Here is an 18,423-nt window from a genome sequence, read left to right on the forward strand (position 1 = left end):
TGACTGCGTTTGGGCGATAAAAAAAGCGTAAACCAGGAATAATTAACATCGTAAAACCAGGAATTATTTACCTGGCTTTTAAGTCAACATGTAATACCAGAACAGCGCAATTTCATCTTTTTCCGGTAACGCGCTGTAGAGATAACGATCGTATCCGCCCAGGGTAAAGCCATAATTTCGGTAGAAAAGGCAGGCGGGAACGTTGACGTTCTGGGTTTCCAGCTTTAATCCCGCCGCGCTCATGCTCCGAGCCCATATATGGGCTGCCGCCATGAGCTTGTTGGACGCGCCCGTTCTGCGCTGTGAGCGCTCGATGGCGATATAATCCACGGAAATAAATTTGTTCCAGATCAAGGAAGCGGTGATAAATCCGGCCACTTGCCCCGCATCGGTTTCCGCGATTAAAAATATAGCATCCGGATTAACGCAGTGGTTTTCCAGCGTCTGGATGTCCAGTTCATAGGTTTTATTATAAGCGCTGGGAAGTGTTTCAATTTTCAGATCATTATTGACGAAGGGGCCGGTGGCAATCTGGCTGACGGTGAAGGAAAAATCACAATATTCCAGGCGAGCCAGGTCGGAATTTAATCCTTTACGAATCTGCATAGCATTCCTTGTTTTTTAAGCGATTTATTAATCATAGACAACGTCTTTAAAAATAACAGCCTCGCCATCAACAGCGCACGCGTTTAAACCTGGTCTAATCTTATATTCATACCGCATTTTCCACAGGTCATTTGAGGATATTTAATGGAATCCAGAGTATTTAAAAAACATTGGGGGGCGGAGTTCATTGCCGCGGACACGGTCCGCTTTCGCGTCTGGGCCGAAGGTCAAAAAACGATGACGCTGAGCCTGACGGGCCGGGATATTCCGATGGACGCTGCGGGAGAGGGCTGGTTCCAGATTGACATCCCCGGCGTAAAGCATGGTGATGAATATATGCTCCGTTTAGCCGACGGCACGCGCATTCCGGACCCGGCGTCGCGCGCGCAACGCGATGATGTTAACGGCCCCTCGGTGGTCATCGACCCCAGGCGTTTTCAGCCGGTTAACTCTGGCTGGAAAGGGCGTCCGTGGGAAGAAACCGTGATATATGAACTTCATCCGGGCACCTTTACGCCGGAAGGCACCTTTCTGGCCGCCATCGAAAAGCTGCCTTATCTGGCGGAGCTGGGGATCACCCAGATAGAGGTCATGCCCGTAGCCCAGTTTGGCGGTTCCCGCGGCTGGGGTTACGACGGCGTATTACTCTATGCGCCGCACGCAGCGTATGGCGCACCGGAGGATTTTCACGCCTTCATTGATGCCGCCCACGGGTTAGGGCTATCGGTGGTTCTCGATATCGTGCTGAACCATTTTGGCCCGGAAGGCAACTATCTCTCTCTGCTGTCGCCGGGCTTTTTTCATCAGGACCGGATGACCCCGTGGGGTAACGCTGTCGCCTATGAAACCGAGGCCGTGCGGCAGTTTATTACCGAGGCGCCGCTGTTCTGGCTGACCGAATACCAGCTCGATGGGCTGCGCTTTGATGCTATCGATCAGATTGAAGATCGCTCCGCCAGGCACGTCCTGATAGAAATAGCCGAAAATATCCGCGCCGCGATTCCCGACCTCCATATCCACCTCACCACTGAAGACAGCCGGAACGTGATTTTCCTCCATCCGCGCGATGAGAACGGACAGACGCCGCTCTTTACCGCCGAGTGGAATGATGACTTTCATAACGCCGCCCACGTTTTCGCGACCGGCGAAACGCACGCCTATTATCAGGATTTTGCGCATCAGCCGGCAAAGAATGTCGCAAGGGCGCTGGCCGAAGGGTTTGTCTACCAGGGTGAGCTTTCTGCGCAAACCGGAAAGCCACGCGGCGTGGCCTGCGCCGCTCAGCCGCCGCAGTTTTTTGTCGACTTTATTCAGAATCACGATCAGACCGGGAACCGTGCGCAGGGGGAGAGGCTGATTTCTCTTGCCGGCGCCGGGAAAACGCGCGTTCTGCTCGCCGCATTGCTTCTGTCGCCCCACATTCCTTTGCTGTTTATGGGCGAAGAGTTTGCGGAGACGAACCCCTTTCTGTTCTTTACCGATTTTCATGGCGACCTCGCGAAGGCGGTGCGGGAAGGGCGGGCTAAAGAGTTTGCCGGGCACGCGGGACACGATGCATCAGTCCCTGACCCGAACGATCCCCGGACCTTTATCCGTTCTAAGCTCGACTGGCAGAAGGCGGCAAGCGAGGAGGGGAAAGCCTGGCTGCGCTTTACGCGCCACCTTATCCAACTGCGCCATCGCTACATCGTCCCGCTGCTCGCGGCGGGAGGGGCCGTGGAGGGCATGATCCTGCACGCGGCGGCGCAGGCGCTGGCGGTGAGCTGGCAATTCTCCGGCGGCACGCTCTCCGTGGCGCTGAATATCGGCGAGGAGCGGGCCGCGATGCCGGAAATACCGGGCGAGGTCATTTTTAGCTGGCCGGAGCGGCAGGAGGCGTTATCGCCAAACAGTATTGTTGTCCGTTTTGCACATGGAGAAGCCTCATCATGATCCCTTCCGCAACCTATCGTATTCAGTTCCGTAACGGCATGACCTTCGAACGCGCGGCGGCTCTGGCACCATATCTCAAAGACCTGGGTATCAGCCATCTTTACGCCTCGCCGATTTTTACGGCAACCAGCGGGTCAACCCATGGCTATGATATTACCGATCCTAACGAGATCGATCCGGCCATCGGCGGCCGCGAAGGGTTTGACCGGATGGTGAAGGCGCTGCGAAACGCGCAAATTGGCCTGATTCTGGATATTGTTCCCAACCATATGGCGACCTCGCTGGAGAATCGCTGGTGGCGGGACGTCATCGAGCAGGGCAAAAACAGCGCCTGGGCCCATTATTTCGATATTGACTGGACGCGTCCCGTTACGCTGCCGTTTCTGGGGGATACCTTTGAGGCGGAGCTGGAGAGCGGGGCTCTCGCGCTAAAACGCGATCCGGAAACCGGGAAGCCGGCGTTCGTCTACTATGACCAGGCCTGGCCCCTGAATCCTCAAACCCTGGCGACAGGTGAGCAACTACTAACATCCCCGGACCGCGACGCCATTCTGGCGCTGCACGAGGCGCAAAGCTGGCGGCTGATGTCCTGGCGGGAGGCGCCCAGGCAGCTCTCCTGGCGGCGCTTTTTTGAAATTACCGGCCTGATTGGCGTCCGGGTTGAAGACCCGGCGGTGTTTGACGACACCCACCGCCTTATCCTTGAACTGGTGCATTCTGGCATCGTCGATGGTCTGCGCATTGACCATATCGATGGCCTTGCCGACCCGCTGGGGTATTTGCAGCGCCTGCGCCAGGCAACCGGGCCAGAGTGCTACATTACGGTGGAAAAAATCCTCGCCAAAGGCGAGCAGCTGCCCGCCGACTGGCCCGTCTCCGGCACCACAGGATATGAGTTTATCGCTTCGCTGGCGGAAGTGCTGGTGGATGACAATAACCTCGATCAGCTGCAGCAGGTTCATGATGAAGCGCTCGGCGGAGCGATAGATCGCCATACCGCGCTGCGCGAGGCGAAAGGACTGATGGTGGATCGCAATTTTGAGGGTGAATTTACCACCTTATTGCGGCTGGCCACCGAACTGGCGGAGCGTAATAGCATGCCGGTTGAGAGCGACGCGCTGCGCCATGCCTTGCGTGAACTGCTGCTGGCCTTCCCGGTCTATCGTACCTACGGCACCGCCGAAGGGCTGACCGCAGGCGATATTACGCTGTTAAACCGGGTGGTTGACCAGGTGAACGCCAGGGAAGACAAACCCGATGCCAGGGCGCTTGAGGTCATTATCGCCATCCTGACCGGCAATCTGCACGAAAGTAGCCTCGACACCGCGTCACTCTTCAGGACCCGCTTTCAGCAGCTGACGGGGCCGTTGATGGCTAAATCGGTCGAGGATACGCTGTTCTTTCGCCATAACCTCGACCTGGCATTGAACGAAGTCGGGGCCGATCCTACTCCTCGCGCTTTTTCTCTCTCTCGTTTTCACCAGGAGATGCGCATTCGTCTTGCCCGCCAGCCCGACGCGCTGCTGGGAACGTCGACGCACGATACTAAACGCGGGGAAGATGCGCGCGCCCGGCTTTACACCCTAACGGAAGCCCCGCAGCTGTGGGCGGAAAACCTTGCGCGCTGGCGTCAGATGAATCAAACCCAGGTGCGTTTTTTGAACGACGGTACGGCGCCGAACGCGGCGGATACGTGGATGATCTATCAGGCGCTCGCCGGCGTGTGGCCTGCAACGCTGCTGCCCGACGATACCGCAGGGCTGAAAGAACTCGAGACGCGTTTTCTTGCTTTTATGGAAAAAGCGCTGCGCGAGGCCAAGCAAAGAACCGACTGGATCGACAGCAATGAAAGCTATGAAAGCGTTGTGCTGAACTATGCGCAACAGCTGTTCGCTGCGGATAATTCGCTCTTTCTCAACGATTTTCACACCGCCCTGCAGCCTTTTATCCGTGCCGGCCTGGTGAACAGCCTCAGCCAGACGGTCATCAAACTGACCGCGCCCGGCGTACCGGATATTTATCAGGGGAGCGAGGCGCTGAACTTCAGCCTTGTCGATCCGGATAACCGACGTGAACCTGACTTCGCCGTCCTGGCGCATAACCTCGATAGCGAAGGCCCTGAGTTGTTTAATAGCGAAAACGCATGGCGAGACGGGCAGCTGAAGCAGTACGTCACCGCGTCGTTTCTCAGGTTAAGGCAGCGGTATTCCGCGCTCTTCCATTATGGTGACTGGGTACCATTAAAGGTCACCGGTGACAGGGAAGAGAATCTTATCGCCTACGCGCGCATCAACGACGAGGAGGCCCTTATCGTGGTGGTTCCTCGCCTGGCGTTTGACGTCGCGGCGCACGGATTGGCTGATTCCCCGGTCAGGCTGTGGGGCAACTCTGCGGTAGCCATACCCGAAGCTCTGGCAGGACGACGTTATCGCGATGCGTTAACCGGCGAAAAGCGTCTTGTCGAAGAGGCGCTCGATCTGGCGTCAGCAACGGGGTGGTTAGTGACGCTTATTAGTGAAAAGAAAAGTGGAGAGGAACAGGGACAATGAAAGAAACGTTTGCAATAGAGCCCGGTGACGGCCAGCAGCTGGGGGCTAATTTTGACGGAAAGGGCGTGAACTTCGCGCTGTTTTCAGCGCACGCTGAGCGGGTTGAGCTGTGCTTATTCGATCCTTGCGGAAAAACGGAAATAGCCCGGCTTGAACTACCTGAATATACACACGAAATCTGGCACGGCTACGTACCCGGTCTGCAGCCCGGAGCCTTATACGGTTATCGGGTTTATGGGCCGTACGATCCGGAGAACGGCCATCGCTTTAATCCACATAAATTGCTTATCGATCCCTACGCGCGGGAGCTGGAAGGCGATATTGAATGGAACGATGCGCATTTCGGCTACGAGCTGGGCCATGAGGAGAAAGATCTGAGCTTTGATACCCGCGATAGCGCGCCATTTACGCCAAAATGCAAGGTTGTCGACCCGGATGCCTTCGACTGGCAGGGGGAGAATCGCCCCGACGTCCCCTGGCCGCATGCGGTTATCTACGAAACGCATGTGAAGGGTTTTACCCAGCGCAATCCGGCGCTTCCCCCGGAGCTGCGCGGCACATTTGAGGGGCTTGGGCATCAGGCTTCCGTCGATTATATCAAGAGCATGGGCATCACTTCCGTTGAGCTGCTTCCCGTACACTGGTTTCCGGACGATCGGCATCTGCTCGACAGAGGGCTAAAAAACTTCTGGGGTTACAATACGCTGGGCTTCTTCGCTCCCGCGTCCCGTTACTACGGACCTGCGGGTATCGCGGGCTTCCGCGACATGGTGCGCGCATTTCATGATGCCGGTATCGAAGTGATCCTTGACGTGGTTTACAACCACACCGCGGAAGGCAATGAGCTGGGACCGACGCTCTCATTTAAAGGCATCGATAATTTTTCCTACTACCGGACGATGCCGGACCAGCATCGCTATTACATAAATGATACCGGGACGGGGAACACGGTGAATACCTCGCATCCCCGGGTGCTGCAGATGGTCATGGATTCGCTACGTTACTGGGCGCAAGCTATGCACGTCGACGGCTTTCGTTTTGATCTGGGGACCATTCTCGGGCGCGAACCCGAAGGCTTCGATCCGCGAGGTGGTTTTTTCGATGCGATAACTCAGGATCCGGTTTTATCGAAGCTTAAACTGATTGGTGAGCCCTGGGATATCGGTCCCGGGGGTTATCAGGTCGGCGGTTTTCCGCCTGGCTGGGGCGAGTGGAACGATAAATATCGTGATACGGTGCGGGAATACTGGAAGGGGGATAATGTTTCCAACGACTTTGCCGCCCGTTTACTGGGCTCCGGCGATCTGTACGATTTACGCGGCCGTCGTCCGTGGTCCAGCGTCAATTTTATTACCGCCCATGACGGCTTCACGTTGAACGATCTGGTTTCGTATAACGAGAAGCATAATGAAGCCAACGGTGAGGACAATAACGACGGGCATAATGACAACCGCTCCTGCAATTATGGCGAAGAAGGTCCGACGGAAAATCAGGATATCGTCGCCGTCCGCGAACGCCAGAAGCGGAATTTCCTGACCACGTTATTGTTCTCCCACGGTACGCCGATGCTGCTGGCCGGCGATGAGTTTGGCCGTTCTCAGCAGGGCAATAATAACGGCTACTGCCAGGACAGCGAGATTTCATGGGTTAACTGGGAAGCACTGTCCGATCAGGACCATGCGTTGCGCCATTTCACCCAGCGTCTGATAGCGCTGCGTGCGGAGCAACCGCTTTTACGCCGTGAAAGCTGGCGTGACGGGCTCGAGATACGCTGGTTTAACGCCGGCGGCGGTCTGCAGCAATCTGAACAATGGGATGAAGGTTCGACGTTAGGTCTCGCCATCAGCCGACCCGACCTTGAACAGGAGGAGGGCATCTGGCATGACGTGCTGATGCTGTTCAATCCCTTTGAGGGCGATGTTCCGTTCCAGATCCCGCAGTTTGGCGAAGGCGGCTGGGTTCTTGAGCTGTCGACCGCTGAAGAAAAAACGGACGGCGTCATCATTACCGAGACAATTGATTTTGTTCTGGCCGGGCGCAGCATTGCCCTTTTCAGACGGCCTTAAAGCCTCAGACAAACCCGGCGCTGAATGCCGGGTTTCTTTTGCCACGCGCTAGCCTGATGGAAATCCCCTGGAACTGTCATTCGGTTTTTAGTGTATGAGATTCGCGGCGTCTATCGCGTCCATACCTGCCTGTCGTCTTTGGTCTGCGGTGTGTTTTGCGCCATAATCCCTGTCAGAAAATGCGGCTGATAGGACTCTTCCAGATACCCGATTTCCTCCGCGCTCAATTGAAAATTCACGGCGTTAACCGCGCCGTCGACATGCCTTTTTTGGGTCGCGCCTACGACCGGGGCGGTGACCTTATTAAGCAGCCAGGCGAGTGAGATTTCCGTCATGGAAACCTGATGCCGTTCGGCAAGCTCAGCGACCCGCTCGATAATGACGCTGTCCTGTTCCGCCGTGCGGTCATATTTCCCGCGGGCATAGTCATCCTCAGCGGCCCGCCGCGTGTGGCCTTCCTTACGGGAAAGACGACCGCTTGCCAGTGCGCTATAGGGAGTCACTGCGATGCCGTCTTCAGCGCACAGCCCCAAGAGTTCGCGTTCATCTTCGCGCATAATCAGGTTGTAGTGGCTTTGCACGGAAACAAAGGGCGTGAGCCTTTCGCGTTCGGCAAGCGCGTTCATCTTCGCCAGCTGCCATGCATAGCAGTTTGAAATGCCAATGGCGCGTACCTTGCCGGCGGTGACGGCGGCATGCAGTGCTTCAAGGACCTCGATCGCGGGGGTGTTATAGTCCCAGAGGTGGTAGATATAGAGGTCTATATAGTCCATACCAAGATTCTGCAGGCTCTGGTCAAGCGAACGGGTAATCGCCTGTTTTCCGCTCATACCCTGCGCAATTTGCGCTGGCGTACGCGGCAGAAACTTGGTGGCAAGGACGATCTCATCGCGTTTTGCCATATCTCGCAGCGCCCGGCCAACGTACCGCTCGCTCGAGCCGTTCTGATAGGCGATGGCGGTATCGTAAAAATTGATACCTTTTTCAAGACCGTAGCGAATGATGTTCCGGCTTTCCGTTTCATTCAGCGTCCAGCGATGCTGGCCCGTAGACAGATCGCCAAATCCCATACACCCCATGCAGATGCGGGAGACCAGTAAGTCACTTTTGCCGAGTCGGGTATACTGCATCTTCATTTCCCTCGTGGGTTTATTCAGGAAGGGCGTTAAGCTGCGCGATCAGCCTGGAAGCGTGCTCCCTGGCGAGCGTCTTTTGCTGGGCAATTTTATCGGCATCCCGGTCGGCATAGCTGATACCGCAGGTATATACCGGCGTCAGCAGGTCAAGCCGGCACAGCCTTGCCGTGGTCTCGAACGGAATAAGGTACTCCTCAATGGTGTGACCAAAGAAGCCGTCAGAGGTATACATTGCCTGCGGCGCACCCGTTGTGAAGGAGAGGAGCAGCTTTTTACCGCCCAGTTTCGCCGCCGAACCGTGCGCGAAGCCGTGAACAAAAACCTCATCCAGCCACTGTTTCATCAGCCCCGGGAGGCCATACCAGGAAAAGGGAAACTGCCAGACGATGACATCCGCCTTCAGCAGACTTTTCTGCTCCGCGCCGATGTTGATTTTGCCGTCTGGATAAAGCCAGTCCAGACGACGAATTTCAGCGTCGGGCAGGGCGGTCGCCACCTCGTCAAGGATGGTCGCGTTGGCGACGGAATGGTTAACATCGGGATGCCCGGATACGATAAGGATATTTTTCATTTCAATCAGTTAAGTCCGTTGATAAAGATTAACTCAGTATAGGGATGCAGGATTATTTTTTAGAGCAGTAAAGGCTCAATCACTTTTAGACAGAAGCTAATAATCAGCACCTTAAAAAGGCCGAAGCGCTGCTTGCGGCCAAAGGCGTGGATAAGAATGCAATGCTTTCTGCCGCCTTACGCTGGCTGGTGGCGCGCATGCACCCGCGCCATGCTCACGCCATCCGCTCTGTATTAAGGCGTTCGTCGGTCATCACCTTTCCTTCATTTTTGATTTTTAAATTCTGCGGAGAAGAGACTTTCCCAGCTAATAAAGGATCCGAGAGGAATGCACTCAAACGTTAATAAGCCCGCCTTTGCCAGCGGGAATTCAGCCATCACGTTACTGGCTTCTTCCACGGTGTCACATTCGAGGAAAATGGCGACGCCGGGCCTGTCCTGACGGAAATAGATGTCGCGGATAAAGCCGGATTTATACAGCCCCCAGGCGTGCAGGGCCTCAGCGGTAAGGTGTGGCGCATATTTTTCCGGCGTTGCGCCAGGGTTGGGCATATCCAGACATAAAATTCGCATCATCGTCTCCTGTACTCAGTTTTCAGTGGAAAGAGAAAAAAGTATAAGCGCCTCATTCGCAGAAGATTAGGCGGGCATTGACTTAAGCATATTTAGCCTGTACTTAATAATCAGCCGAGGTTTGCTAAGGAAAATGCTATGAATAACGCCCTTTATAATCAGATACGTATCTTTCAGAGCATTGCGCGCGAAGGCAATATTTCGGCAGCCGCCAGGAAACTTGAAATTACGCCGCCTTCCGTCAGCAATGCGCTCAAGCTGCTGGAGGAGCATATTGGCCATCCGCTTTTTGTGCGCACGACCCGGCGCATTGAGCTAACGGAAACCGGGCAACAGCTGCTGGAGCAAACCGCCGCCGCGGTGGATTCGCTGGAGAAATCGCTGGAAAGTCTCCGTGACCAGAATAGGGAGCCCTCCGGCGCGGTGAGGATTACGCTCTCGCGCTTTGCCTACCAGCTCATTCTTAAACACGCAATGGCGGCATTCTGTCGGCAATATCCGGGTATAAAGCTGGAAATTTCGGTCTACGACGGTACCGTGAATATTATCGAGGAGCGTTTTGACCTGGGGATTCGTTTTGGAGATATCCTTGAAGGCGGGGTGGTGGCACGCCCGTTGATGAAACCGTTTCGTGAAGGGTTATATGCGTCTTCAGCCTATCTCGCCGAATATGGAATGCCTGAGGCGCCAGCCGATCTCAGCCATCACCGGCTGATTGGCTATCGTTTCATCACCAACAACCGCATTCTTCCGCTGATCCTTAACGATCGCGGAGAACCATTGACCTTAGAAATGCCCGGACAGTTAATCAGCAACGATATTGACGTTATGGCAGACGGTATTCGCCACGGGCTGGGGATAGGGCGCTTGTTCGAACCCATCTGGCGGTTACAGCCCGATCGAGAGCAGTTTATACCCGTGATGGAGAGCTACTGGAAAACCTATCCGCCAGTTTATCTCTATTACCCGAAAAACGCCGGTAAAACCAAAAGAGTGAAAACCCTGATCGACTTTCTGATAGCCGCTACGGAGTGATAAAAACGACGACTCACTTTCACCTCGGGATTAACGATGAAAATCGGTATCATTAAATCTTACCGGCAGACTCTCTCAGCACAGTAATATCCCTCTTGGGTGGCTCCCCAAACATCCGCGTATATTCCCGGCTGAAATGGGATAAGCTTTCGTAGCCGACAGCATAGGCCGCTGTGGTGACATCGTAATGCTCATTCAGCATCAGTCGCCTTGCTTCATTGAGACGCAGCCATTTCTGATAGCGGAGCGGACTCATTCCCGCAAGCTGTCTGAAATGGTGGTGGAAGGAGGGCGTGCTCATTTGCACGCGACTTGCCAGCTCTTCGACGCGCAGAGGCGAAGCAATGTTGGTCTTTAACCAGTCGATAGCTTTACCGATACGGTAGCCATGGCCGTCGACTGCCGCAATCTGCCTGAGACGATCGGACCGATCGCTCATCAACAGCCGGTAATGTATCTCCCTCTGAATCAGCGGGCCGAGGACGGGAATGGCTTCAGGTTCGTCCAGCAGTGAAAGCAGGCGGCAGAAAGGCTCCAGTAAAACATCAGTCATGGTTCCTATACCGACCCCCGTTCCCGCATCTCGTTTTTTGACTGGCGGCAGGCATCCCTGGGCAATTAATTCCATCAGTACGCGCTGGTCAAGTTTGTAGGCGACGCCGACGCAGGGCCGTGATGGCGATGCCTGTAACACTTCCGAACTGGCTGGCAAGTCGAGGGAGGTGATGAGGAATTTTTCCGTATTATATTCATAAGCTTCACCGCCAACCCACATGATCTTCGCGCCATCAGCCACCAGGACGATACTCGGAGGAACCAGGCAGCTCACCGGAGGGGCGGGTTCGTTGCGCCGGAAGAGTTCCAGCCCTTCAACCGCGGTGGGGAAATCACCGGTACCGGGCGTGCGCTGAGCAATATCCCGGGAGAGCTCGCCGAGTCGTCTCTCAACCGATTTGTCTGAAATCATTCCATCACGCCTCATATTTGTTAAGTCTGTGCGACGTCGTCAACTTACCCGTTATGAAAAGTGAAATATACGCTTTGGCATCATGTTAATAGGATCAGGCAAATAATGCAGAGTATTTTAATAACAGATTTCATTAGCGACATCCAAAATAGCCATACCGAAATGAGGCGCTGACTACAACCCAACCCGCATCCAATTTGAATGAAGGTATGACTATCATGACGCTAAAAACTTCAACCCGCTTTTTTAATGGCGCGCTCCTTGCCGGAGCGCTGGCCATGATTTCAACAGAATCTGCGGTCGCCCAGCCGACAGCAGGCACAGCAGATTCTTCAGTACGCCTGGTGCAGACGTGGGATAAAACCTTCCCAAGGAGCGACAAAGTGGATCATCAAAAAGTAACTTTTAAAAACCGTTACGGCATTGCGCTGGCCGCAGATGTGTATCTTCCTAAAGATCGCGGAAACAAGAAGCTTGCGGCACTGGTTATTTCCGGGCCCTTTGGCGCGGTAAAAGAGCAGGCCTCAGGTCTTTATGCGCAAACCTTAGCCGAGCGCGGATTTGTGACGCTGGCATTTGATCCGTCTTATACCGGCGAAAGCAGTGGGGAACCGCGCAATATCGCGTCACCTGATATTAATACCGAAGACTTTATGGCAGCCGTCGATTTTATTGGGCTGCAATCTTATGTGGACCGTGAACGTATCGGCGTCATCGGTATCTGCGGTATGGGGGGTATCGCGCTGAACGCTGTTGCCGTGGATAAACGCGTAAAAGCGGTTGTTGCCAGCACCATGTATGATATGAGCCGCGTGATGTCAAAGGGCTATAATGACAGCGTAACGCCGGCGCAACGCGAGCAGGCGCTTGAGAAGATGAGCCTTCAGCGCTGGGACGATGCGGCAAACGGTCAACCGGCTTATCAGCCAGCTTACAATAAACTGAAGGGCGGCGAAGCGCAGTTCCTCGTGGAATACGCGGACTACTATATGACCAAACGCGGATATCATCCACGTGCCGTCAACTCAGGAAACTCATGGTCCGTGACAACGCCGATGTCCTTTATGAATTTCCCGCTGATGACGTATATTAAGGAAATCTCTCCGCGCCCAATCCTGTTTGTTCATGGTGAAAAAGCGCATTCGCTTTATTTCTCTAAAACGGCATATGAAGCGGCAAATCAGCCTAAGGAGCTTCTGATTGTGAAAGATGCCACCCATGTTGATTTATATGATCGCATGGATAAGATTCCGTTTGATAACATCACGGTATTTTTTAATAAATACCTTAATAAATAAGTCATAACACCGTTCGATATTCTCCGACGCAGTGTTACCAACTTTATAATATACGAAATAACGTATAGAAAAGAGGAAAGGTTTATGCTCTGGAACCGCGAGCTTTTAGCAAAAATAGATGCGGCGGACGACCTGAAAATCGCGCCGTACCGTCCCGATATGAATACCACCGGCACGCCAACATGGATTTGGGAAGTGACGGTGGATAACCGACTTTTCGTCCGTGCCTATAGCGGTACCCGTTCAAAATGGTATCAGGCAGCACTGTCTCAACGGGCGGGTAAGATAGTGGCTATCGGGCAGGAATTCGACGTACGGTTCGCAAAACCCGCGGACCCGGCTCTTGAAAGTAAAATCGATCGGTCCTACCAGATAAAATATTCCGGCAGCAGCTATGTTTCCGCAATGACGGGAGCTCGCGCCAGAGCGGCCACGGTTGAGATATTACCTTCGTGAATGCCATGCCGCAGAAATACGACATTTTCAGGCGGGACTGCCGCCAGTGATGGCGACAGTTTTATGAGTATGACTACGGCGTGACATGATTTTTCTTTGAATATCGATGAGAGTTATCAGCGCGATATAAGCGCACTGAATGACGGGCTGTTGCGAATAGAGGCGATAGTTCGTTCTCCTTCTGCCAGCGAAGCCGCGTTTGTATGGACAGAGGAAGCCTCCCGGATGAGAGGGTAAGGGTGTTTGACCGCTGAACCGATCACAAATTCGGCCGCTTCATGAGCCGTGATGCTGATAGCCCCATGACCTTCTGCGAAAATTGCCAGCTCACGTTCGAGCAGAGTATTTCCGATCTCCAGTTGCCCGGCGTTAGTTGCCAGCCATGCGATATCATGATCTGCCTGCGGCTGATAAGTCCACTTCTGACCATCTGAAAGCCGCACGTGCAGATAAGTCATTGATGCTGGTGAAGGGACTGGACTGGTCCTGCCATTGTACTGTCCCAGTAAAATACGGGCTGGGCCATCGTGCATAATAGCTTCAGCTTCGAAATAAAGGCTTTCTGCCGATGCCAGTTCCAGTTCAGGCGGTAAAGCCACCCAGAGCTGAAAACCTCGCATGACTTTCCCCGGTAAGGGCTCACCCGCATGCCAGACCCCACTACCTGCTCGCATCCACTCCACAGAACCATCAGACATGGAACCTTGTTTTCCTGTGGTATCCCCGTAAGTCATACCACCTTCAAAGAAGGCCGTAAGGGTTGCAATACCTGAATGTGAATGAGGTATAAAACCACGGTTATACGGTGGGAAGAACTCAAACAAATCAAGAAAAACAAACGGCTTGATATCATCTCCCAGATCATCCGGGCTCAGTAATCGCGTAATGGGGCCTAATCGATGGCCCTTCGTACGGTAGGCAATGGCGCGATTCACGCCCTGGCTCTCAAGAGAATCGGTCATGATAGATTTTCCTTCAATATACAATTCTGGCTGTGTGCTTTTTTTCACGAAGGGCCGCAGCCACTTCGTGTCCGATAAGTTTGATTGAATGACCCATTGCCTCAGATCCTGCAGTGGCAGCACTCATCTGAAATGACAGCCGGTCAATACCGCCCAGTGATGTCGATATTGCCTGTGCTTTGGCTATCACGCTTGGCGGATCGCCAACGAGGTATGCACCATCAGGGCTACAGGAGGCATCAAATTGCTCACGCGTCACTGGCCCCCAACCGCGCTCTTTGCCCACTTGTGTGAAAGCATGCAGCCAGCCTGGGTAAAACGCGTCTTTTGCTGCTTTCGCGGAGTCAGCCACAAAGCCGGTAACATGTAGCCCCACCCTAAGCTGCTCGCGATGGTAGCCGGCACGAATACCGGCCTGCCGGTAGAGGTCGATTAATGGCCGGAAACGATCGGGTCTGCCCCCGATAAGCGCCACCATCAGCGGCAGACCCGCAGCTCCGGCCCGGATGAAGGAGTGCGGTGTCCCGCCAACACCTACCCAGACCGGCAGCGGATTCTGCATTGGCCGGGGATAGACGCCCTGGCCCGTAAGCGCTGGACGGTAACGGCCTGACCATGTGATGTGTGTTTCCCTGACAAGTTGCTGCAAAAGTCCAAGCTTCTCTGTAAATAGAGCGTCATAGTCATCCCTGGAGTGACCAAATAGCGAATAAGCTTCTGCAAAAGAACCACGACCAACGGTGATTTCGGCACGGCCCTGCGAGAGCAGATCCAGGGTGGAGAAGTCCTGAAACAACCTCACCGGATCAACCGTACTGAGAACCGATACCGCACTGGTTAGTCTGATTTTTTTCGTTCGTGCGGCGGCGGCCGCAAGAATGACCGCAGGTGACGAATCGGCGAAATCAGTACGATGATGTTCACCGACACCGAACACATCTATACCAGCCTCGTCGGCAAGAGTGATTTCCTCCAGTAATGCCGCAAGACGTTCTGCCGGATTAGGTATGCGTCCGTTGTTCCTTTCAGGTAAAAGTGAAGCGAAACTGTTTATGCCTATTTCCACATTTAACTCCTTGTGCCGATTTTTCAACGTAACCCCGGTCATGGGTCAGATAACCGTTGTTTCAACCTCGTTCTTCGCCCTGGCAAGTGCCGTTGCTCTGGCGTCATCTCCCAGAGCAAGACCTTCCGCACGAAAAATGGTGATGTCAGAGAGTCCGATGAAATTAAGCGCAGCGGTAAGCAACGTTTCCTGATGGTCAAGATGGGCGACAGGGCTGGTACCGCTGTAAACGCCACCGCGAGTTGAAGCGATATACACTTTTTTACCTGCTGGAAGCAGACCTTCCGGACCATTCGCGGTGTAGTGGAATGTCCTCCCCGCGACAAGTACACGATCCAGCCATGCCTTGAGTTGGCTCGGAAGCGAAAAGTTGTACATCGGAACGCCAATAATAATGATATCCGCTGAGAACAACTCATCGATGTAGGTGCTGCCCAGAGCGATGTCGTTCGCTAACGATTCTGAAGTCGGTGTATTTCCCTGAAACACAGCCAGATGGGCAGGGCTCAAATGCTGTAATTCATCTGCAACAAGATCGCGTCGCAGAAGTGTGGCTCCAGGGTTTAATTTCACTTCTTTAGCGACGATTTCAGCAGTCAGGCTGCGGCTGACAGAGTTGCTACCCAGGATGCTCGAGTCGATATGCAGAATAGTAGTCATATTAAATCTCCGGTGAGTGGACTGTGGTCAACGTAAAAAATAGTGCGCCACCATAATTGCACCTACGAATGCATCTGAAAAGCCGTTATAATCTTATGGATACCATCTTGAATTCAGATACATTGGTGAGGGTTTATGCTTGACGGAATATCGCTCGACCAGCTTCGAACATTTGTTGCTGCTGTAGATGAAGGGAGCTTCTCGGCCGCTGCCCGTCGTCTTGGCCGGGCTCAGTCAGCAGCCAGTGAGCTTGTGCGTGGACTGGAACTGCAATTAGGTGTCACCTTATTCGATCGCTCAGGGCGCTATCCATTGCTGACACCTGCAGGCTCGGCATTGCTTGTTAGCGCGCGAAAAGCCGTTTCTATTGTGGATGCCATGAAATCCCAGGCAAAAGGCATTGCGGCCGGACTGGAACCCGAACTTGCTGTGGTTGTGGATGTCTTTTTTCCTATTGATGCCCTTGCGGGAGTCGCTAAAGAGTTTCGTCAACAGTTCCCGGCAGTACCGCTTCATGTGTATGTAGAAGCTCTTGGCGCTACTTTCCAGCCCGTACTGGATAGACGAGCCACGGTGGGTATTGTTGGTTTCCTGCCATTGACGCCCCCCGGAATCATCACTGAACCTTTGGTGAATATTCCTTTTGCAATGGTAGCTGCGGCAGAGCACCCACTGGCAGCGTATCCAGGCCCAATCCCGCAGAGTGAACTCGCAAAGCATGTTCAGCTGGTACTGACCGATCGTTCTGAACATTCAAAAGGGCGCGATTTTGGCGTAATGTCTCCCAAAACATGGAAACTCGCGGACCTGTTTGCCAAGCGCGCATTCCTGCTTAATGGACTGGGCTGGGGAGGAATGCCTCTCCACACCGTGCAGACCGATCTGGATAGTGGTCGCCTCGTACGTCTGGCCATTGAGGAAGAACCTCAGGGTGGGGTCAGTATGTTGATGTCAGCAGTGTATCGTGTGGATAATCCGCCAGGCCAGGCAGGCCGCTGGCTTATCGACCAAATAATGGCCTGCTCCAGCCACAGGTAGCCATATTACTGGCTGGTACTTCAGCTCAATGGTGGTTCGCGTAATCTTGAAACCACTGGTTCAATATCATCCCCATGATGAAAGCGTATATGAATGACACGAGGGGAGTGTCGGACCTGATTTATGGAAGGGTTAAAAATGTGACAGACGTCCGTCCGCTGGCTGAACGTGGTCTATTCACTATTTATGTGGCCCTTTAATAAACACAAATTCCAGCGTCGTCCGTCGCTGCGCAACTCGGTGATGCTCAGCGGGTGGATGTCGATACGCGCAAATGAGTGAAGCGGGGCGCCGAGAACGTCGACGATCGTGGCGCGGATTGCGGCGGCAGGCGCAATGGCACAGTGGCGACCTCGAATATCGACGTGTTTAGCCAGCCAACTGCCACAGCGCGCCAGCAGCTGAGCACGTGACTCTCCGCCCGGGGGAGCGGCACCCTCCAGCCAGGCCTGGAACGCTTCGGCGTCTTGCATCATCACCTCATGCACTGGCCGACCGGCCCAGATGCCGTAGTCGGGCTCCGCCAGTTCCGTCACTGGCGTACCCTGTAAAGAGAGCGCTGCGGCGGTTTGCCTGGCGGCGGCGTCCGGGGAGAACCAGACGCGGTGATAACGGGCGACACTGCTTTGTAGCTGGCGCGCCCGTTGCCACTCCCGCGCCTCCAGAGGGTCATCACAGGGAAAGTGTGAACCTCTGGAGGCTGCCGTTTCTCCCTGACAAATCAGCGTTAGCGACGCTCTCATGTTGTTAACCGCGCCGGAAGGCCGGGCGATGTTCGCGTGTCGTCGGCGTGCGTTCGGCTAAAGCACCGAAAGCCACGCCGATGACGCCCCAGAGCACCAGATGCGTGCCGAAGGAACTTATGCGGAAACGCCATAGCAGGTCCGCCGGGAAGTGGTCGGAGACTTCGTTCACTGTCGGCATCAGGGCACAAACCACGAGCATCAGCGCCACGGCGAACAGCGTTGCCCACATCATCGCATTCCCTCTGCCGAGGCGCGGCGTGAGCTGATGTGATAACCACGCGGCCGCGATGACGATGCCGATAGAAAGCAACATCATGACGAAATAGAGCCCGGTACGATAGCCGATAGTCTCCGGGTTGCCGACTGCGGGCGGATTGGGCGGGTATTTCAGACCTGGCATCAGGCTCATTGCCAGGAAGCCGGCCAGCGCCAGGCACAACGCCAGCACACGCGGGTCCGATGGCCCAAAGCGCTGGTAGCTAAAGGCCCACGCCAGCGCCAGACCGCCACCCAGCGCGGCGCCAAACAGCGCCATGCCGGTCATCAGGCCAATCCCGGACTGGGTCTGTCGGCTAAACACCTCTTCTTCTTCGCCGTCTGCTGACGCGCCGAGATGGTGAGCGTGAGCTGATATGCTTTTTTCCAGGCCAATCGCGCGATCGACCTGCGGCTCGCCGAAATGGTGTGCAAAGGCAAATGCCACCATCCCGGCCAGAACGCCGGCCATCATCCCTTTAAATAACAGTTTGCCAATCATTTCCGC

At 54.5% G+C, this 18,423-nt stretch carries 17 protein-coding genes and 1 pseudogene; 8 read left to right on the forward strand and 10 right to left on the reverse strand.

The window, feature by feature from the left end; all coding sequences use genetic code 11:
- Positions 1 to 78: 78 nt before the first annotated feature.
- Entirely contained in the window at positions 79 to 606 is a 528-nt protein-coding gene (locus tag ABLV30_RS15725; protein ID WP_265799900.1) for a GNAT family N-acetyltransferase, read from the reverse strand.
- Positions 607 to 750: 144 nt separating this feature from the next.
- Here ABLV30_RS15725 and treZ point away from each other — a divergent pair, with 144 nt between their 5' ends.
- From treZ to glgX, 3 genes are read left to right on the forward strand one after another with little or no spacing between them, the layout of a single operon-like run.
- The gene (gene treZ / locus ABLV30_RS15730; protein WP_265799902.1) at positions 751 to 2,538 is read left to right on the forward strand and encodes a malto-oligosyltrehalose trehalohydrolase; all 1,788 of its coding nucleotides are present in this window, start codon (positions 751 to 753) and stop codon (positions 2,536 to 2,538) included.
- On the forward strand, positions 2,535 to 5,087 hold the full coding sequence (treY, locus tag ABLV30_RS15735) for a malto-oligosyltrehalose synthase (RefSeq protein WP_265799904.1): 2,553 nt from the start codon (positions 2,535 to 2,537) through the stop codon (positions 5,085 to 5,087). The genes treZ and treY overlap by 4 nt, the downstream gene beginning before the upstream one ends.
- The gene (gene glgX, locus ABLV30_RS15740; protein WP_122117681.1) at positions 5,084 to 7,153 is read left to right on the forward strand and encodes a glycogen debranching protein GlgX; all 2,070 of its coding nucleotides are present in this window, start codon (positions 5,084 to 5,086) and stop codon (positions 7,151 to 7,153) included. The genes treY and glgX overlap by 4 nt, the downstream gene beginning before the upstream one ends.
- A 110-nt stretch (positions 7,154 to 7,263) precedes the next feature.
- Here glgX and ABLV30_RS15745 read toward each other — a convergent pair whose 3' ends face one another.
- From ABLV30_RS15745 to ABLV30_RS15755, 3 genes are all read right to left on the reverse strand, one after another.
- Entirely contained in the window at positions 7,264 to 8,283 is a 1,020-nt protein-coding gene (locus ABLV30_RS15745; RefSeq protein WP_265799907.1) for an aldo/keto reductase, read from the reverse strand.
- 19 nt (positions 8,284 to 8,302) lie between these two features.
- Entirely contained in the window at positions 8,303 to 8,860 is a 558-nt protein-coding gene (locus ABLV30_RS15750; protein ID WP_025108362.1) for an NAD(P)H-dependent oxidoreductase, read from the reverse strand.
- A gap of 263 nt (positions 8,861 to 9,123) precedes the next feature.
- Entirely contained in the window at positions 9,124 to 9,432 is a 309-nt protein-coding gene (locus tag ABLV30_RS15755; RefSeq protein WP_025108361.1) for a hypothetical protein, read from the reverse strand.
- Between the two features lie 138 nt (positions 9,433 to 9,570).
- On the opposite strand from ABLV30_RS15755, the gene ABLV30_RS15760 reads away from it, so the two are divergent.
- Positions 9,571 to 10,467: a LysR family transcriptional regulator gene (locus ABLV30_RS15760; RefSeq protein ID WP_154919083.1), complete on the forward strand. Its 897-nt coding sequence runs from the start codon at positions 9,571 to 9,573 to the stop codon at positions 10,465 to 10,467.
- A gap of 52 nt (positions 10,468 to 10,519) precedes the next feature.
- On the opposite strand, the gene ABLV30_RS15765 is transcribed toward ABLV30_RS15760, so the two are convergent.
- A complete protein-coding gene (locus tag ABLV30_RS15765; protein ID WP_265799909.1) occupies positions 10,520 to 11,434 on the reverse strand; it encodes an AraC family transcriptional regulator in 915 nt (304 codons plus the stop codon).
- Positions 11,435 to 11,643: 209 nt separating this feature from the next.
- Here ABLV30_RS15765 and ABLV30_RS15770 point away from each other — a divergent pair, with 209 nt between their 5' ends.
- Positions 11,644 to 12,732 (forward strand): alpha/beta hydrolase, encoded by a 1,089-nt coding sequence (locus ABLV30_RS15770; protein ID WP_265799911.1) that lies wholly within the window; start codon positions 11,644 to 11,646, stop codon positions 12,730 to 12,732.
- Between the two features lie 84 nt (positions 12,733 to 12,816).
- Positions 12,817 to 13,188 (forward strand): DUF2255 family protein, encoded by a 372-nt coding sequence (locus ABLV30_RS15775; protein WP_265799913.1) that lies wholly within the window; start codon positions 12,817 to 12,819, stop codon positions 13,186 to 13,188.
- 116 nt (positions 13,189 to 13,304) lie between these two features.
- Here ABLV30_RS15775 and ABLV30_RS15780 read toward each other — a convergent pair whose 3' ends face one another.
- Genes ABLV30_RS15780 through ABLV30_RS15790 form a run of 3 tightly spaced genes read right to left on the reverse strand, consistent with a single transcriptional unit; the run spans position 13,305 to position 15,876 of the window.
- A complete protein-coding gene (locus ABLV30_RS15780; protein ID WP_232553316.1) occupies positions 13,305 to 14,150 on the reverse strand; it encodes a pirin family protein in 846 nt (281 codons plus the stop codon).
- Between the two features lie 13 nt (positions 14,151 to 14,163).
- Positions 14,164 to 15,258 carry an LLM class flavin-dependent oxidoreductase gene (locus ABLV30_RS15785; RefSeq protein WP_227536743.1) on the reverse strand — a complete coding sequence of 365 codons (1,095 nt, stop codon included), beginning with the start codon at positions 15,256 to 15,258 and terminating at the stop codon, positions 14,164 to 14,166.
- Between the two features lie 3 nt (positions 15,259 to 15,261).
- A complete protein-coding gene (locus tag ABLV30_RS15790) occupies positions 15,262 to 15,876 on the reverse strand; it encodes an NAD(P)H-dependent oxidoreductase (protein WP_025108354.1) in 615 nt (204 codons plus the stop codon).
- Between the two features lie 135 nt (positions 15,877 to 16,011).
- On the opposite strand from ABLV30_RS15790, the gene ABLV30_RS15795 reads away from it, so the two are divergent.
- Together ABLV30_RS15795 and ABLV30_RS15800 are read left to right on the forward strand one after the other, a co-directional pair.
- Complete coding sequence (locus tag ABLV30_RS15795; RefSeq protein WP_265799917.1) at positions 16,012 to 16,914, forward strand: LysR family transcriptional regulator; 903 nt, start codon at positions 16,012 to 16,014, stop codon at positions 16,912 to 16,914.
- A 53-nt stretch (positions 16,915 to 16,967) separates the two neighbouring features.
- A pseudogene (locus ABLV30_RS15800) lies at positions 16,968 to 17,047 on the forward strand (flavodoxin family protein); the annotation flags it as partial.
- A 40-nt stretch (positions 17,048 to 17,087) separates the two neighbouring features.
- Here ABLV30_RS15800 and ABLV30_RS15805 read toward each other — a convergent pair.
- Positions 17,088 to 17,657 carry a histidine phosphatase family protein gene (locus ABLV30_RS15805; RefSeq protein ID WP_064374975.1) on the reverse strand — a complete coding sequence of 190 codons (570 nt, stop codon included), beginning with the start codon at positions 17,655 to 17,657 and terminating at the stop codon, positions 17,088 to 17,090.
- Between the two features lie 4 nt (positions 17,658 to 17,661).
- Positions 17,662 to 18,417 carry a CbtA family protein gene (locus ABLV30_RS15810; RefSeq protein ID WP_265799918.1) on the reverse strand — a complete coding sequence of 252 codons (756 nt, stop codon included), beginning with the start codon at positions 18,415 to 18,417 and terminating at the stop codon, positions 17,662 to 17,664.
- Positions 18,418 to 18,423 lie beyond the last annotated feature (6 nt).

The organism is Klebsiella sp. CN_Kp113, from assembly GCF_040064585.1.
Lineage (GTDB): Bacteria > Pseudomonadota > Gammaproteobacteria > Enterobacterales > Enterobacteriaceae > Klebsiella > Klebsiella michiganensis.

Bases quoted from the DNA above. Each gene is read 5' to 3' on its own strand.
- ABLV30_RS15725 (WP_265799900.1), bottom strand. From the start codon at position 606: ATGCAGATTCGTAAAGGATTAAATTCCGACCTGGCTCGCCTGGAATAT.
- treZ (WP_265799902.1), top strand. From the start codon at position 751: ATGGAATCCAGAGTATTTAAAAAACATTGGGGGGCGGAGTTCATTGCC.
- treY (WP_265799904.1), top strand. From the start codon at position 2,535: ATGATCCCTTCCGCAACCTATCGTATTCAGTTCCGTAACGGCATGACC.
- glgX (WP_122117681.1), top strand. From the start codon at position 5,084: ATGAAAGAAACGTTTGCAATAGAGCCCGGTGACGGCCAGCAGCTGGGG.
- ABLV30_RS15745 (WP_265799907.1), bottom strand. From the start codon at position 8,283: ATGCAGTATACCCGACTCGGCAAAAGTGACTTACTGGTCTCCCGCATC.
- ABLV30_RS15750 (WP_025108362.1), bottom strand. From the start codon at position 8,860: ATGAAAAATATCCTTATCGTATCCGGGCATCCCGATGTTAACCATTCC.
- ABLV30_RS15755 (WP_025108361.1), bottom strand. From the start codon at position 9,432: ATGCGAATTTTATGTCTGGATATGCCCAACCCTGGCGCAACGCCGGAA.
- ABLV30_RS15760 (WP_154919083.1), top strand. From the start codon at position 9,571: ATGAATAACGCCCTTTATAATCAGATACGTATCTTTCAGAGCATTGCG.
- ABLV30_RS15765 (WP_265799909.1), bottom strand. From the start codon at position 11,434: ATGATTTCAGACAAATCGGTTGAGAGACGACTCGGCGAGCTCTCCCGG.
- ABLV30_RS15770 (WP_265799911.1), top strand. From the start codon at position 11,644: ATGACTATCATGACGCTAAAAACTTCAACCCGCTTTTTTAATGGCGCG.
- ABLV30_RS15775 (WP_265799913.1), top strand. From the start codon at position 12,817: ATGCTCTGGAACCGCGAGCTTTTAGCAAAAATAGATGCGGCGGACGAC.
- ABLV30_RS15780 (WP_232553316.1), bottom strand. From the start codon at position 14,150: ATGACCGATTCTCTTGAGAGCCAGGGCGTGAATCGCGCCATTGCCTAC.
- ABLV30_RS15785 (WP_227536743.1), bottom strand. From the start codon at position 15,258: ATGACCGGGGTTACGTTGAAAAATCGGCACAAGGAGTTAAATGTGGAA.
- ABLV30_RS15790 (WP_025108354.1), bottom strand. From the start codon at position 15,876: ATGACTACTATTCTGCATATCGACTCGAGCATCCTGGGTAGCAACTCT.
- ABLV30_RS15795 (WP_265799917.1), top strand. From the start codon at position 16,012: ATGCTTGACGGAATATCGCTCGACCAGCTTCGAACATTTGTTGCTGCT.
- ABLV30_RS15805 (WP_064374975.1), bottom strand. From the start codon at position 17,657: ATGAGAGCGTCGCTAACGCTGATTTGTCAGGGAGAAACGGCAGCCTCC.
- ABLV30_RS15810 (WP_265799918.1), bottom strand. From the start codon at position 18,417: ATGATTGGCAAACTGTTATTTAAAGGGATGATGGCCGGCGTTCTGGCC.